We start from the raw sequence: 14,866 nt of genomic DNA on the forward strand, positions 1-14,866 counted from the left end.
TTAACGATCATTATTTTTATAATTTATAGTTAGTTTGTTATGGAAACTCCAACCCGTTCCGGACCGAACGGATTTTGTTCCAATAGTAAGTTTCTTTGCAATACATTTGGAGGTATAGGTAATACGTATGAAGGATCATTTTTTGTTAATGTGTAAATTTTTCCTTCCCATTTGTGCTGTATGGAAGGCATGCCATATCGACGTAAGTCAAACCAGCGTTGGCCTTCGTAACAAAGTTCTTTTCTGCGTTCTTCACGTATCTTGGTAATAAGATCATCTCCACTCAATCCCGAAAAGGATGGTATGTTTCCTTCGTCATATCGTTTTTCCAGTAGTGCGTTCATAGTGGTGATAGCTTCTCCTTCTGCTTGACTCATGGCAGCAGCTTCAGCATAATTCAGATAAGCTTCTGCTACCCGGAAAGAGAGTGCGAAATAATCACTGCTTCCGGAAGTGGGGACAGAACGGAGCGTCTTATATTTGCCATAGGGAAGATACGTATTATAAAATGTACTGCTCTCTGGGACATCTTCATTATACTGTATCTCCCGAGTAATATAACGATCTTTGCGTAAGTCACCTTCCGAGAAACTGTTAATCAACTCATCTGCTGCTTTGAATTTTCTTCTGGTATCGTTATTATTCTTACCTTCCTTTTCAATATAACCTTCGTATTCACCTGTCAAATCTCTTATGGTTCCATAACTCCAGATAACTTCTGGAGAATCATAGGTGTTGAATGTATAATAAGGTTCTTTCATACCCGCTTCCGGTGCAGGGATTGTATTCAGATCGCGCAGTGAAAAGTTCCAATCTTTGATAACTTTTTCTGCATACGTTTTTGCCTCTTTCCAATTTTCCATATAGAGAGCCACACGTGATTTTAATAATTGCACCATAGGTAGGCTAACGAGGTAGTTTGGCTCATATTGTTGTGCGGCGGAGAGAGTCAAGAATAAACGTTCTGCTTCGTTTAGGTCGGCAACAATCTGTAGATATACTTCCTCTACCGTATTTCGTTTCATCAGTACCTCACCTTCATCTCTCATTTTACTGTCAATTTTTAGAGGAACTCCCAATGATTCTTTGTCGTAATTATATGGAAGTCCGTATTGATTAACCAGCATATAATAGAAGAAAGCCCTCAAAGCATAGGATTGTGCCTTGATGTAATTTTTTTCAGCTTCTGTACCGGACACTTCGTCAGTATAATCAAGTGCAGCATTGGCTCCTAAAATATATTCATAAAGGTTTCCCCATGTATTGCTCGGCTCTTGTCCTAATTTTTGTTGCATTTCGAACATATTGGGTTGCCAACTGTACAGTACCTCGAATGTTTCCATTTTTCCCTGTTCATTTTCAGGGAATTCGTAACCCTCCACTTGATTTTGATCGATATCATCTGCAAGTATTTCCAAATAGGCTAGAAATTTGGTATTCCCTTGTTGGGGATAAGCCTCTCCAATAAGCATCTCCTGTAATGCATTGGCATCCTTGGGGATGTATTTGCTTTGTGACTTGGGCTCTAAGAAATCACTGCAGGCAGTGAGACTTGTCAATGTAATTGTATAGATTAAATATTTAAGTTTCATATCTTTCTTTGTTTATAGTTTAAAATCCGATATTAAGTCCCAGTGAGAAAGATCGTGGCATGATACTGTTTTCTAATTCCGGGTCGAAGCCATTGAAACGTTTGCTGGCTATTACAAATATGTTATCCATATTAAAATTGATAGCTAGGTTTTTTGCATGGATCTTGTCACACCATTCTTTTTTCATTTGCCATGATAATCCGATGTTACGACAACGTAGGAATGAACCACTGACTACCATAGCATCTGATTTCTCCCACATTTCAATAGCTGATTCTGCACTATCTGTATTAGGCAGGGTCCACCCTATTTCTATCGGCCATGTCGGAAGTCCGGGAATATTTGTGTAGACCTCATCTCCGGGCTTTTGCCAACGGTTTAGTAAATCGCGGTTTACATTTTTGGTTGGATCCGGCATCATACTGCCGCTTCCTTGAAAATCACTGTAAGGTGACGGCAAGCGTTTTTTACTACCTAATAAAAGGGAGAAACTGGTATTTAATGACAAAGATTTGTAACGGAAACTAAAACCGAGACCTCCGGTGAAGTACGGCTCTGTTTCTCCGGAATATACCAAGTAAGTAGTCGGATCGATACTTTTGCTCTTTTCTTCATCTGGGACCTCAACGTAGTTGAACATTGGTTTACCATTACTTCCGTCAAGACCAGCAAAAGAGTATGACCAGAATGCACTCAGCGGATAACCTTCTTTTAATATCTGTGTACTACCTCCTCTCAAGTACATTGCTGTGTTTCTGTCAATTTTGGTTTCTCCACCTTTGTTCCAGTTTTTAGAGGCATTCAGGTTGATGTTCAGGCTGAAATCGCGCTTTTGGATAGGCGTGAATGATAATGTGTATTCAATTCCCCGATTGTAAATAATTCCACCGTTACGTTTCATATCATCAATTCCGTATTCGAATGGCAAATCTACGGTGATTACCGCATTGGAACGTCTGGTATAATATTCCAGATTCATATAGAACATACGGAACAGTTCCAGATCCACGCCGAAGTTCCAGTTTCTGGTACGTTCCCAGGAGAGATATGGATTAGGTATCTGGCCGATAGTGGAGAAGTAGCGATTATATCCGGGTTGTACTCCCTGTTGGCTTAAGATTAGTTCAGGACTTTCTCGTGTTAAAGCATTTCCCTGAATACCGAATGTTCCTCTGAAATTAAGTGTAGTGATCCATTTCAAATGTTTTTGAAAGAAAGCCTCTTCTGATGCTCTCCAGGAGAGACCGAATGAATAAGTCGGGTCGATACGATGGTTTATATCCTGCCCGAAAACGTTGGAGGCATCATTTCGTACATTGGCATTGACTACATAGCGATTCTTGAATGAATATGCGAAAGTAGCGAAGAATGAAAGGAAGTTGTTGGTATTGTCTGTTCTTTGCCAGCCTCTACTATAAATATCTCCTAATATTCCCCAGCCTGTTGGAGGATTGTTGGGAGTTATCACTTCACTTGGTATGGTAGGAGCAACAATACGTTCACCTCTGTCCGGCACATATCCCCAAACTTTATTGGCTGTTCCTTTCGCTGTAGATGAACGGAGTTCCATACCCAATAATGCGTTCAATCGGTTATCAGGATTGAATGCTTTACTGAATTGTAACTTGTTCTGAATATTGTAGGAATACTGGTTGTTGTCGTTTGTATACAATATACCTCCGAATGGAAGCTGCGCAGCTTTAAATTCAGCACTGGTGGGAGTAACGGAATTAAAATCGTAGCCGCGATACTCGTTGGCAATATAGTAAGTACGTTCGGTAGCCCAGCTTTCATTCGTACTATTGTTATTCGAATAACCTCCGGTGAATTGGTAGGTTACCCAATCAAGAATACGCCAGTTTACATCTAGTGAGGCGGACATGAAGTTCGAACGTGCTTTTGAACCGCTGTTGTCCCGTTCATTGATAAAATTGTATGAAAGGGTTTGTATCTTACCAGTTTTAGAGTTGTAGCCGTTCCTTTGCATATAATAAGCGTCCGGATCGATGATGCGGTTGGTGTTAGTAGCATAACTCATTGGGTTGACTTCGTTGAAAAAGCCATTTGTGGTAGAAACACTACCGTTTAAAGTCAGATTGATAGTTAGCTTTTCTATAGGGCGTAACATCAGGGCGATACGGCCTGTCATACGTTCGTTGTCGTTGCCGATTTCCTGGCCTTCACTGTTATTATATCCTATGGATGCTGAATAACTGAACTTGTTTGTTCCGCCGGAAACACTAACGTTGTGAGTATGGCTGAACGAACGACGTGTCAGGCGTTTGAACCAGTCTGTATTACGGGTTTCCATATCGTTATAAAGCTTTCTGTATTCGATGTCTGAAATATCATGTTCCTGCAGCATCCGTAATATACCTTCATAGGTGTTAAGATCCTTATAAGGTGTTTCTATATAATTAACCCCTGCATCAAACGCTTCTTGTGAGAAACGGACACGTTCTTGAGAGTTCATGAAGTTGAACATCCCATAATTAGGACGTTGTCCGATGTTAAAGTTGGCGGAGTAGTTTACGGTTAGTCGGTCAGTAGTATTTTTCTTGGTGGTGATTTCGATTACACCGTTAGAGGCTTTCGAACCATAGATGGCAGTGGCGGAAGCATCTTTCAAGATGGTGATATTTTCGATATCGGCGGGATTTAACCACGAAATCTGGTTACCGATAATGTCTTGCAAATTTTTAGTCATCAGGTCGCCACTGTCTAATGTTACCTGAAAATCTTCCTGGATAATGCCGTCTACTACCCACAATGGGTCACGGTTTCCTTGCAACGTACTGGTACCTCGAATCTGAATCTTGGGGGCAGTACCTACACGACTGCTTGTATTGGTTACAACCATACCCGCTACACGTCCTTGTAACATTTGGTCAATAGTAGTAAACGAAGGCATGATGATATCTTTTGCTTTGATGCTGGTAATAGATCCAACGATGTCACGACGTTGAATATTCTGGTATCCGGTTACCACCACCTCATCTATTTCTGTGCTGGTGGAGCTGTTCAGAGTGACATTAATGGTTTTTTTACCCGTATATTTTACCGTTTTCTTTTCCATTCCGATAAAAGAGTACGTAAGAATCAACCCTTCCTGTGCTGGAATATTAAACGTGTACTGCCCGTCCAATCCTGCAATGGCTCCATGTTTAGAACCTCGGATCGTGATAGTAGCGCCGGGCAAGGCCTCACCGTTAGTATCCCGGACCCAACCGCTGATGGTTATCTTTTGGCTTTGTCTTTTCTTTATAACAATTGCGCTACCAGAGATTTCGTAAGTCAGGTTAGTGCCTTCCAGACATTCATCCAGAATTTCAGTAATCGTTTTGTCTTTGGCTCTGATGGTGATATCAGTTACATTAGCGACATCTTCCGTTCCATACATAAAGACAAATTTCGTACGATTCTGCAGATACCAGAGCGCTGCTTCCAGCGTTTCTCCTCTCAAGTCGATGGAGATTCTCTGATTGTCCTGTGCTTGAATCATGAGTGAAGAAAGGGAGAATATCCATAAAAGACAGAACTTCACAAAGTTTCTGCTTGCATAAGATACCACCCATGGCAGGGATTTTACTCGTTTTTTCATAATGCGTTAGTTATATTATGTATTATTACTGTTTGTAGGAAATGTGCAGGATGCCCTCCCGTTGTTTGATATTGACCAGATTTAATTCTGTAATCATGTCGATAATCGGGTTCATGTTGGCGTAGCGGTTAAGGTAAGCTCCGATACGCACCTGTTTGGCTGCTTCGTCTTCAAAAGAATATTGGAATCCATACCATTTGGACAGGTATGACATCACATTCTCAAGAGGGACATTTAAAAAGATAAATGATCCGGATTCCCAAGATGTATACAAATCAGTGTTTACGTTGGCGACGGTATTTGTACCGGTATTTTTATTATATGTATAGTGCTGGTTGGGAACTAATTCGAATTCTTCATTTCCACTGTTGATTCTTACTGTTCCACTGATTAAGGTTGTACTTTCCGTATCTTCATCAGCGTAGGCTCTTACGTTGAACGACGTTCCCGTTACCCGGATAGATGTATGCGATGTTTTTACGATAAACGGATGCTCCTTGTCCGGGGCAACATCAAAATAAGCCTCCCCTTCAATTTGCACAATACGTTCTTTGCTGCTGAAACAAACCGGATAAGTCAGCCGGGTTTCCGCATTGAGATGTACCCTCGTGCCGTCGGAAAGCGTGATAAGACATTCCATCCCCTGCAATGTGCGTAGTGTGTTTTGGATTTCTTTTACTTGCGGTTTGTTGGCGGGAATCTGATAGTTGATCCCTTTAGAATCGATCACAAATGCTCTGACTGCATTCTCAGGAAGATTATTGTCGGAAAGATTGAAAGATTTGCCGTCACTCAAGATCAGTTCCCCACCAAGGGTTCCCGGAGTGATGTCGCTAATCGTTTCTTCGGATATCCAATGATAGATAAAGTAAGAAGCAGGTACTAATAACAATAAGATGAGAGCTGCATATTTCAGACTCTTTTTCCACGAAAAAACAGTACCCGATTGATTGCCTCCTAATAACGGATAGACTTTCTCCCACGCTTTTTGTGAAGAGAAGCTTTTTATTAACCGGCTGTTTTCTTCATACGTTTCCTTATTTAATATCCGGTCGGCTATCTTTTGATGTTCCGGGTTTTCATCCAACCATGCACGATAGTTCTTTTCCTCTTCGGGGGTAGACGAATGAGTGAATAGAGAAGCTAAGATTTTTGCAATTTTAAATTTTTCTTTAAATGAATTCATCGTTTTTTCGATTTGTTATATAAGTAAAACAATCCAATCGAAAAAACGGGGTAATCAAAAAGTTACTTTATTTGCATAAAAATAGTAATAAGGTGTAATTTATGCCTTTGAGACTTTCGCGAAGTTTGCGATAGGCGAATTTCTTTAACGTATGGACAGTGCCTTCTGAAATTTGCAATTTGTCAGCAATCTCATGGTTTTTTAACCCTTTCATAGAATATAAGATGATATTTCGCATTTGGGTAGGCAATTCTTCTACCGCTTTGCGAACCATGTGGAATGTTTCCTGTTCGATAATGGCAGCTTCGAAGCCACTATCGAACTCTTCCTGTCCAGAAAAATAGGGAATATCTAATTGCTCATGTTTTAAGTGATTCAGACATTTATTTCGGGTGACGGTATAAAGGAAGCTTTTTACTTTCAAAATGTCGTCAAAATCTTCTTTCCGTTCCCAATAAGCTAACAATACATCTTGTGCGATGTCTTTGCAAACTTCTTTGTCTTCAATATAGTGGGATGCGAACACGCAAAGAATAGGATAGTAGTCATCAAATAGCTTTTTGAAAGCCTGTTTGTTGCCACGTTTTATGTCTGCAATTATATTTTCTATATGTATGTTCACTATTTAGGGTGGAACGATTGGTGCAGAAACTCTCTTACCCAATCTTGCTTATTTTCTTCAGCTTTTCTTCTTCGATGATTTTGATTTTTCTTCCGTCGATAGTAATCAGTCTTTCCGTAGCGAATTGCGACAAGGTACGGATAGCGTTCGAAGTAGTCATATTGGAAAGATTTGCCAGATCTTCACGTGAAAGATAAATGCTCAACGTAGAACCGTCTTCTTCCAGTCCATAACTTTCTTTCAGGAAGATGAGTGATTCGGCCAAGCGTCCGCGAATATGTTTTTGTGTCAGATTAACGGTACGTTCGTCAGAGATACCCAAGTCAATGGAAAGTTGGCGGATAAAGAACATGGCCAAGTCATTATTTTGGGCAACCAGCGTAGTGATGGCACTCATAGGAATCAGGCAAACAACGGAAGGTTCGAAAGCTGCTGCGGCAGTTACAAAATCTTGTTTGGCAAAATAAGCACGATATGCAAAGTATTCGCGTGGTTTAATCATGCGGATAATTTGACTTCTACCCCCCACACCATCTTTGAAGATTTTCACTTTTCCACTGATGAGACACATCAGATGATGTGGCGTTTCTCCTTCACAGTAGATGGTTTCATTCTTTTTGTAGGTTTGTATCGTATAATTATTCATCAGAAACTCCTTTTGCTCATTGTTTAGAGGAGCTAACATATCGGATAATGGTTCCGAAATATCGATGTCTGACATATTCATTTTTACCATGAGTGCTACAAAACTGTGTTATACAGCACAAAAGTAAAAAGAAAAAATGAGAAAATGAACGAATCTATAAAAAGATTGCACAAAAGTGGGAGCTTTCGTGCAATCTTGCAGACATTTTATTTGGTAAACAACAGTTCTCTATATTTAGGCAACGGCCATATTTCGTCATCCACTTCCATCTCCAGGTGGTCGATGTGGTCGCGGATTTGGTCAAGATACGGGCGTACTTTTTCTTCGTATGCGAATGCCCTTTCTTTGTAGTTTTCCATGTGGTTGGCTACTTTTCTTGCTTCGGTCATGTCGCGCACGAGTACTTTGATAGAAGTGACCCGGTGTGAAATCTCACGAATCAGTTCTTTACGGTCGGCACTTAATACTTCATATTCTTCAGCCGGGAATATTTCTTTCAGTCCGCGAAGATTTTCGAGCAAACGGTTCTGATAGGCAACGGCAGTTGGTACGATGTGATTGATGGCGAGGTCGCCCAATACACGGCCTTCGATTTGCACCTTCATGGTGTATTTCTCCAGTTCCACTTCCAGACGGCTGTTCAATTCGGTCTCGTTGAAGATACGTTCGCCGATAAGTACTGATTTGGATTGGTTATCAATATAGTGCATCAGGGCTTCCGGTACGTGGCAGATATTAGTCAGTCCGCGGCGTGCAGCTTCTTGTTTCCATTCTTCGGAATAACCGTCCCCTTCGAAACGAATCGGTTCGGAGGCGATAATTGTTTCTTTCAGCAGGCGGAAGATAGCTTCGTCTTTGCCAACTCCTTCTTCCATCAGCTTTTCTACCGATGCCCGGAATTCGTTCAGCTGGTTTGCCATGGCCGCATTGATTGCAATCATAGAGGCAGCACAGTTGGAAGAAGAACCTGCGGCGCGGAATTCGAAACGGTTTCCGGTGAATGCGAAAGGAGAAGTACGGTTGCGGTCGGTGGTATCCAGTAAAATTTCGGGGATACGTCCGATGCCTAACTTCAGTGTGGTTTTTTCTTCCGGCGTCATTTTCTCATTTCCTACCTGGCGGACAATTTCGTCGAGAGTAGACGAGAGTTGTGAACCCAGAAAGCAAGAGAGGATGGCGGGAGGAGCTTCATTGGCTCCCAAACGATAGCTGTTGCTGGCGCTCATGATGGAGGCACGCAATAAATCCTGGTTTTTATAAACCATCATTAAGGCGTTTACCAGAAATGTGAGGAATAGCATATTGCCTTTCGGATTCTTTCCGGGAGCGAACAGATTGATACCGGTATCTGTGCAGAGTGACCAGTTGTTGTGCTTGCCCGAACCGTTTACTCCGCTATATGGCTTTTCGTGCAGGAGTACATTAAAATGATGCTTCCTGGCGATACGCTTCATCAAATCCATGACGAGCTGGTTGTGATCGTTGGCAAGGTTACAGTTTTCGAAAATAGGGGCCAACTCAAATTGGTTGGGAGCTACTTCGTTATGACGGGTTTTGGCAGGAATACCGAGTTTGTGACACTCGATTTCGAGTTCTTTCATAAATGCAGTGACACGTGGAGGGATAGAGCCGAAATAATGATCCTCCAACTGTTGGTCTTTGGCAGAAGAGTGCCCCATCAGTGTCCGTCCTGTCAGGCAGAGGTCGGGGCGTGCATTATATAAGGAGGAGTCTACAAGGAAATATTCCTGTTCCCATCCTAAATTGGTATATACGCGTGTGATGTTCTTGTCGAATAGCTGACAGACTTCCGTTGCTGCTTTATCTACAGCGGCAAGTGCTTTCAACAATGGAGTTTTGTAATCCAACGCTTCACCTGTATAAGAAATGAAGATAGTGGGGATACAAAGAGTGGTATCTACTACGAATGCCGGTGAAGAAACATCCCAGGCTGTATATCCTCGTGCTTCGAAAGTGTTGCGGATGCCGCCGTTAGGGAAAGAAGAAGCATCCGGCTCTTGCTGGATCAGTAGTTTTCCGGAGAAGCGTTCAATCACTCCGCCATCTTCGCCGAATTCGATAAAGCCGTCATGCTTTTCGGCTGTTCCGTCTGTCAGAGGCTGGAACCAGTGTGTGTAGTGAGTGACGTTGAGTGACTTAGCCCAACTTTTCATACCGTTAGCAATTAAATCTGCTATTTCACGGCTGATAGGCGTACCTTTTTCGATAGCGTCGGTTACAGCTTTGTAAGCTTCTTTGGGAAGATACTCCTGCATCTTCTTGCGGTCGAACACGTGGCTACCATAATAATCAGAGAGTTTGTTGGAAGGGGCAATAACTTCCAGAGGTTTCCGGTTGGAAAGCTCTTGTAAGGCAAAAAAACGCATTTTTGACATAAATGGTCTATTTTTTTATCGGTTGATGGCGCAAAATTATATGTTTTTTCTGAAAGTACCCCTATTTTAGAGGGGGTATTTTGAAAAATAATGTATTTTTCTAAAAGTACCCCCCTCTGTTGATTCTCCAACTTCTATTCTTGTTGTTGCTGTTGGTCGATTTCTTTAGCCATCTGTTTAACCAAACTTTCCACTTGGATATAATGGTTGTGATAGTTCTTGAATAACAGTTTGAACACAGGGCTGCTCACAGCCATTTGGGTGAGAAATTGTAGGTGTTTACCCGTAGAGGTGTTCATCTGCATACGTTTTTCTTTGCTCAAGTTGTCTTGTATGGAATAAGCACCGCATGAAATTTGGATTTCTGCAATGCCTTCATCCCAAGGATGGGTGTTGAGGTGAGTCAATGCTGCCAGGATTTTTTTTAGGTCTTTCAGCAGAATGTTTAATAGTTCGAATTCGGTGCGGTTTATGGAGCAGGAATCCGGGTTCAGGAGGAAGGCGAATTTAAGGTAGAAATCCTTTAATTCTTCTTTAGGAATAACAAATGAATCTTTGGAAGCCTTTATCATGCCTCCCACCGCTGGTTGAACGGTAACTTGTTTTGTTTCCATAATATAATTATGAATAAGGTGGTAGGCGAAGATTTTCTATGAAATAAGAGCGGTTCCGCCTTTCCCGTTACTCTTCACCAACCAGGCAGTGGGTGCATTAACACTCCACACGGGGGTACGAAACCGCCATATGAAGCATCAGGACAGGCATAAAAATGCCTGCCACGAAACGAGGCAGGTTCCCTGCCTGGTTGATATGAAGAGTATCGCAAAGATACGACAATTTTCTTCTTTGTCAAGAATAAAGTGATAAATAAAAAGATAGAAGGGTTGATTTAGTCATTAATATGTTTTCAGGGGGCTCTTATATTTACAGATATTGGAACTTTGTATTTTTTCCATTATTGTTGAAATCCCCTTCATATTATAACTTCTTCCATACAGGTTTTATTAATTCCTCTTTCAACCTATCACCGCTCTGTAAGTGCGATGAATAAAGAGTTTTAGAAAGGTGGTGATAGGTTGAAAGAGGATTTTCGTTTTTTATATATGAAGAGAATAGCAGAATATGCAGAGCTTCCTGCATTTATTTCGAGACAACCGCGCCAAAGATTTAGCTTATCTCCATGTTATTTTGAATAATGTGAAGGTTTTCTTCTGATAACTCTTTTTAGTGTCTAACTTTTCTTGCTTTTCGATATTCTTTTTTATATTTGCCTACGTTAATGAAGGAGATACGACGATTGAGAGATAAAATATTGATAGGATGCATATTGTGTCTGTTCTCTTTTATACCAAAGGGGGCAGCCAATAATTATATAATGAATCCTTATACCCATCAGGAAATATCCGCTGACTCCATCATAGAACGTGTGATGACTTTTGCACCTTTGTATGAAACGATAGTCAGTGATTATCGCGCGAACCTATATATAAAAGGTAAGATGGACATTCAGAAGAAGAATTTTATTCTTCGTTATGTACCTTCTATGTTTCGTTTGCAAAAGGGGGTTCGCGAATATCTGCTTGAAACATATAGTGATCTTCATTATACGGCTCCCAATATTTACGATCAAAAAGTAAAAGCCTCCCAGGGAACAGTGAGGGGAAACAGGGGATTGCCGGGGTTGCTAGAATACTTTAATGTAAATATCTACTCTTCATCTCTGCTGAATGATGAACGCTTATTATCACCACTGGCTAAAAACGGACAGAAATACTATAAATACCGAATAGACAGCGTGATGGGAGACCCTAATAATCTGGATTATCGAATCCGTTTTATTCCCCGTACCAAGAGCGATCAGTTGGTGGGTGGCTATATGGTGGTCAGCAGTAACGTTTGGAGTGTTCGTGAAATTCGTTTTTCGGGAAGATCGGAGCTGATAACATTTACCTGTTGGATTCAGATGGGAGATGTAGGCAAGAAAAATGAATTCCTGCCGGTGCGTTATGACGTAGAAGCTCTTTTCAAATTTCTCGGAAATAAGGTGGATGGTAATTACACCGCTTCTTTAGATTATAAATCCATCGAACTGAAAGAAAAAAAGGTGCGCAAGAAAGAGAAGAGAAAATATAACCTTTCAGAATCCTTCTCTTTGCAGTGTGATACGAATGCTTATAAGACGGATGCTTCTACCTTTGCCATCATGCGCCCCATCCCTTTGAGCGAAAGCGAGAAGAAACTATATTCCGACAATTTGCTTCGGCGTGACACGACAACGGTAGAAAAGCCGTCCAAGAGTCAGGCCTTTTGGGGAACGATGGGTGATTTGATGGTAGAAGATTATAAATTCAACTTGTCCAATATCGGAAGCGTGCGATTCTCTCCGTTTATCAATCCGCTCTTATTCAGTTATAGTGGAAGCAACGGTTTGTCTTATCGACAGGATTTTCGTTATAACCGTCTTTTCAGAGGGGATAAATTACTTCGCATTGTGCCTAAACTCGGATACAACTTTACGCGTAAGGAATTCTACTGGTCATTGAATGCCGATTTTGAATACTGGCCGCAGAAACGGGGATTCTTCCGGTTGAATGTGGGTAACGGTAACCGTATTTATAGTAGTAAAGTGCTGGACGAACTGAAAGCTATGCCGGACAGTATCTTCAATTTCGATTTAATTCATCTCGATTATTTTAAGGACTTGTATTTCAATTTCCGTCATACCGTTGAAGTAGTCAACGGACTGGATATCGGTCTGGGTTTCTCTGCCCATAAAAGAACAGCGGTAGAGCCTTCCCGTTTTGTGATTACCGGTGATTATCCGATGCCGCCCCCGGAATTTATGGATAAATTCAAGAACACTTATATCAGTTTTGCTCCCCGCATCCGGATAGAGTGGACTCCGGGACTCTATTATTATATGAACGGAAAGCGAAAGATTAACCTCCATTCTTTATACCCGACTTTCTCGGTCGATTATGAACGAGGTATTAAAGGAGTGTTCAAGAGTACGGGTGAATATGAAAGAATAGAGTTTGACCTTCAGCATCAAATCCGGTTGGGATTGATGCGTAATATTTATTATCGTTTCGGATTCGGAGCATTCACCAATCAGGATGAGTTGTATTTTGTGGACTTTGCCAATTTCTCCCGCCATAATCTTCCCGTAGGTTGGAATGATGAAATCGGCGGAGTATTTCAGGTGCTTGACTCACGTTGGTATAACTCCTCCCGCCGTTATGTACGGGGGCATTTCACTTACGAAGCTCCGTTCCTTATTCTCCGGCATCTGATGAAGTACACCCGTTATGTGCAGAATGAACGTATTTATATCAGTGCCCTCTCTATGCCGCACCTTCAACCTTATCTGGAAGTAGGATATGGCATCGGTACGCATATTTTCGACGTAGGAGTTTTTGTGAGTAGCGAAAACTGGAAATTTGGAGGAATAGGCTGTAAGTTCACGTTTGAGTTGTTCAACCGATAGTTTTCTTCGTTCCGGTTGTTTTATCGAAAGATTTTAGTTATCTTTGTATAAGAGAGGATGAGGGCAGAATTTAGCATCAAAGAGGTGTAGTCGCCTCATAAGCACAGGTATTTTCCTAGAAAATAAATTCTAAGGTATAAATACCTAAATTTATTTTAGTAAATAACTCATCCTCTCTTCTCTCTTTTTTATATGCATATACAAAATGGACGGAATTTTAATAACGATCATTGTTATCACCGCTTTCCTTGTTTATAAGATAATTTCTTCAAGCAGGAAACAGGAGGGGTATAAAAGATGGAAAGCAACAAGCAGTGGTAAGGAAGAAAAGACTACTAAGGTAAAATGGGAACACGGAGCCTGGCTTAGGCATGCTTTGGGGGGAACTGTTCCGAGAACGCAGTATGTTCAAAAGTTTGATGAATCGGCTGTTGTTTGGTGCGCCAACTTGTTGGGAGTGGAAACGGCACGGTTGAAGGAAATTCTACGGGATGTTTCCGAACATTACCGGGAGTTCTGGATGAGAAAAAGAAAGGGAGGTTATCGGATGATTTCTGCTCCTGACAAAGAATTACAATCTATTCAAACCACTATTAATTCTCGAATATTATCATCTGTGACAATGATTTATCCGGCGGCAGTAGGTTTCCGGAGCGGTCATTCTGTGGTTGATAATGCCAGTCCCCATCTGGGAAAACGGTATGTCTTGAAAATGGATATTCATGATTTTTTCTTTTCGATACGGAGCCGGAGGGTGAAAAAGACATTTGAGAAGATTGGTTATCCGGAAAATGTGTCTAAGGTATTGGGAGTGTTGTGCTGCTTGTACAGGCACTTGCCGCAGGGAGCGCCTACAAGTCCGGCGTTAAGCAATATCGTGGGGTATGAGATGGATAAGAAATTGGCGGCACTGGCAGCGGAATACGGACTGGCTTATACCCGTTATGCCGATGACCTGACTTTTTCGGGAGATGTGTTTCCCAAAGAACAAATCATTCCCCGGATCAAACAAATCATCCGTGATGAGAAATTCGAACCGAATCATAAGAAGACCCGTTTTATCAATGAGTATGGCAGGAAGATTATTACAGGAGTATCTGTTTCTTCCGGTGCGAAACTGACAATCCCTAAAGCCAGAAAGAGAGAGATCCGGAAGAATGTCTATTTTATCCTGACAAAAGGCTTGGCGGAACATCAGCGCCGGATTGGCTCGAGTGATCCTGTCTATCTGAAACGGCTGATTGGAGAACTTTGTTATTGGCGGTCAATAGAACCGGACAATGCGTATGTATCCGATTCTATTAACCGTTTGAAATGTTTGGAGAAAGGGTATTAA

The 14,866-nt window shown here is 41.4% G+C and carries 9 protein-coding genes; 2 read left to right on the forward strand and 7 right to left on the reverse strand.

Annotated features, from left to right (window positions below; all coding sequences use genetic code 11):
- Window positions 1-29: 29 nt before the first annotated feature.
- From DWZ47_RS14795 to DWZ47_RS14825, 7 genes are all read right to left on the reverse strand, one after another.
- The gene (locus DWZ47_RS14795) at window positions 30-1,592 is read right to left on the reverse strand and encodes a RagB/SusD family nutrient uptake outer membrane protein (RefSeq protein WP_004301828.1); all 1,563 of its coding nucleotides are present in this window, start codon (window positions 1,590-1,592) and stop codon (window positions 30-32) included.
- 19 nt (window positions 1,593-1,611) lie between these two features.
- On the reverse strand, window positions 1,612-5,193 hold the full coding sequence (locus DWZ47_RS14800) for a SusC/RagA family TonB-linked outer membrane protein (RefSeq protein WP_004320878.1): 3,582 nt from the start codon (window positions 5,191-5,193) through the stop codon (window positions 1,612-1,614).
- Window positions 5,194-5,218: 25 nt separating this feature from the next.
- Window positions 5,219-6,379 (reverse strand): FecR family protein, encoded by a 1,161-nt coding sequence (locus DWZ47_RS14805; RefSeq protein WP_004301830.1) that lies wholly within the window; start codon window positions 6,377-6,379, stop codon window positions 5,219-5,221.
- Between the two features lie 67 nt (window positions 6,380-6,446).
- Entirely contained in the window at window positions 6,447-7,001 is a 555-nt protein-coding gene (locus DWZ47_RS14810) for an RNA polymerase sigma factor (RefSeq protein ID WP_004301831.1), read from the reverse strand.
- A 34-nt stretch (window positions 7,002-7,035) separates the two neighbouring features.
- Entirely contained in the window at window positions 7,036-7,737 is a 702-nt protein-coding gene (locus tag DWZ47_RS14815; RefSeq protein ID WP_004301832.1) for a Crp/Fnr family transcriptional regulator, read from the reverse strand.
- A 116-nt stretch (window positions 7,738-7,853) separates the two neighbouring features.
- Window positions 7,854-10,043, reverse strand: a complete 2,190-nt coding sequence (locus tag DWZ47_RS14820) for a glutamine synthetase III (protein ID WP_004301833.1) — start codon at window positions 10,041-10,043, stop codon at window positions 7,854-7,856.
- 134 nt (window positions 10,044-10,177) lie between these two features.
- A complete protein-coding gene (locus DWZ47_RS14825) occupies window positions 10,178-10,657 on the reverse strand; it encodes a hypothetical protein (protein WP_117513670.1) in 480 nt (159 codons plus the stop codon).
- Window positions 10,658-11,322: 665 nt separating this feature from the next.
- On the opposite strand from DWZ47_RS14825, the gene DWZ47_RS14830 reads away from it, so the two are divergent.
- Together DWZ47_RS14830 and DWZ47_RS14835 are read left to right on the forward strand one after the other, a co-directional pair.
- The gene (locus DWZ47_RS14830) at window positions 11,323-13,530 is read left to right on the forward strand and encodes a DUF5686 family protein (RefSeq protein ID WP_165860838.1); all 2,208 of its coding nucleotides are present in this window, start codon (window positions 11,323-11,325) and stop codon (window positions 13,528-13,530) included.
- 205 nt (window positions 13,531-13,735) lie between these two features.
- A complete protein-coding gene (locus DWZ47_RS14835) occupies window positions 13,736-14,866 on the forward strand; it encodes a reverse transcriptase family protein (RefSeq protein ID WP_004301840.1) in 1,131 nt (376 codons plus the stop codon).

Origin of the sequence: Bacteroides sp. AF32-8BH, assembly GCF_003435205.1 — a bacterium.
In the GTDB taxonomy this organism is placed as follows: Bacteria; Bacteroidota; Bacteroidia; order Bacteroidales; family Bacteroidaceae; genus Bacteroides; species Bacteroides ovatus.